Raw genomic sequence first — 2,406 nt, forward strand, 5'->3', positions numbered from 1 at the left:
CTTATCCTATAGAAGTTTTTTGTAGTTCTCTATTAAGAACTTATTAGCGAATTTAAACTGTATCAAAAACAAATTGATACAGTTTAAATAACACAACATTTTTATATAAGAACTTAGATATTATTATTAACAATATAGTCTTCTATGTAAACATTATTTATATTTACAGCACCTCCTAGTTTTATATTATCTTTTTTAAGTCTTTCTACAAATCCATAAAATCTATATTTGATATTAGAAGTTTTGTTGTCTTCAATATAAATTAAAGGAGCGTTAGTATCTTTTTCCAATAATTCTTTTATTTTGTCAGGGGCTACTCCGCCTATATTCAAATAAGCATCCACCATTCTAATATAACTATATTTAAATTCAAATAAATGTCCAGGAGTATATGTTCCTCCAAGTTGTTCGTTTGAATGAAAACCATAAGTAAAATTAATATTATAGAGTCCTATATTAACACAGTTATATGTTTTAATCATTTTCAATGATGATTCAGCTCCTACGGAAAGAAAGTTTACTGCTTTTAGAGATTCAAGATAGTATGGAGCTTTTACATCATCCCATGAATTGATAGTCTTTAAATCATGCCCACACCCATCTGCTGCAAGATTTTCAAAATTAGAATATATGATTCCCTTTATATAAAAAGCACACATGTTACAATATATACAATAACATGTTCTCATATTTATTGTAGTATTTTCTACTTTTATACTGCCATCTTCTGAAATATTTCCTGTTATTGCAAATCCTATTTTGTTATAAAATGAATAACAATGATCAATATTGGTGAGATAAGCCATAAGGAAAAACCCAACATCTCCAGATAAGCATTGAACTTCTGTTAAAGTAATTCTATTGCATTCTCCATTTGTTTTAATACAACAAAAACCGTGAAGTGCATCATTATAGGTATTGTATGATGCCTTTTGTGAAACACCTCTCAAAGTAATATTTTCAACAATACATCCACTATTTATTTGAAGAATGACTTTTGCGTTAGGGTTTTCACAATGCAGAGAGTATATTGTATTTTCTGCATTATGGTCAATATCCATTCCTATAAGATGTTTATTCTTTGGTAGATTAAGAACTACACCTTTTTGATCTATCGTTTCCACTTTATACTCTTTTCGAGATAATCTTATGAGATCAAAAGTATCAAATGTTTTTTGAATAGCCTTAGTATCATCAACATTTCCATCCCCAACAGCTCCAAACCATTCCGGATATGCTTCATGAACATTCCAAGAGCCGTTTATCACAAAAGCTTCATTAAATATTTGAACACAACGAGAATCAATAATCGAATTATTACCTTTTAATGTACCATTCTTCAAGCTACCCCCACAAAACTTCAAGGTACATCCCTCCTGCATCTCAATAGTCTCCCCATTCAAGTCAAAGTCATACCTGACTTCATAGATGGTATTGGCTTCACTTAGCATAATTGCCGTTAGGATGTTCTTCTTAACGCCACCAACGGTCTGGATATTTTTCTCCAGCACCTTATAGCCCTTACCGGAAAAATCGGAAGGGTTATATGGACGGTTGCCCAGAACAAGCTGCTTAATCTTGTTCCAAAGCACCAGTAAACCAGTATCAGTTAATATCTTCATTGTATATAATTTTTAAGTAAAACAATTTGGCTCTACTATAACTTTAGTGCCTATACCTGGATATCACACACAGAGTATATGCTTGGACTAAAGTTCATAGAAAAGACACCGTTAAGTCAACGAGTTGATGAACTCCTCCGTAATCTCAACAAAGTCAGAACTTGCAGGAATACCAAGACCGGTAATGTCTGCTTTACCTACAGTAGTGGCAGCAGTAACGTGACCATTGGCATCAGTTGTAATCTTATACAGACCTGCTGTCTTGGCTCCAGCTGCACTGGTAGGGTGAACATAGTTGTTAGCCCTCTCTGCAATACAGCCAGTTTGTTCTTCTCAGCAGTGGTATAGTCGTTGGTAGAAAGCTGCTTGCCAGTAACCTTGTCAACCTTCTTGGCAAGCTCAGTTGTCAATGTTGTGGTCTTCACGTAGCCAGACAAGTCAACAGATGTACTAGCCTCGCCCAGTTTCTCCCACTTGGTCGCATCGTAAGTGCCAGCAACATCACCAGTATAGATATACTCGGCATAGATGTTCTTGTCACCAGTGGTGCCAGTCTTCATCATGTAGATATGCTTCTTGATACCTGTTGTAGGGAGTGCAGTAACTACTTCCGCAAAGGAGGTATCTACATTGCCTAACTGCGACAAAGGCACATTACCATTATTATCGAGTGTTGCAACACCATTAGCCTTGCCTTTCTCCGAAGACTTAACAAACATACTCTTGCATTTGTTCCAAAGAGTAGTAAGTCCAGTTTTTCCTAAATAATTATATTCTGCCATAA

At 34.9% G+C, this 2,406-nt stretch carries 1 protein-coding gene and 1 pseudogene; both read right to left on the bottom strand.

Annotated features, from left to right (window positions below):
* Positions 1-113: 113 nt before the first annotated feature.
* Positions 114-1,622, bottom strand: a complete 1,509-nt coding sequence (locus DW657_RS16290; protein WP_118313448.1) for a hypothetical protein — start codon at positions 1,620-1,622, stop codon at positions 114-116.
* Positions 1,623-1,819: 197 nt separating this feature from the next.
* Positions 1,820-2,406, bottom strand: a pseudogene (locus DW657_RS16295) (hypothetical protein); the annotation flags it as partial.

Source organism: Prevotella sp. AM23-5 (assembly GCF_003473645.1).
GTDB classification, from domain to species: Bacteria; Bacteroidota; Bacteroidia; order Bacteroidales; family Bacteroidaceae; genus Prevotella; species Prevotella copri_A.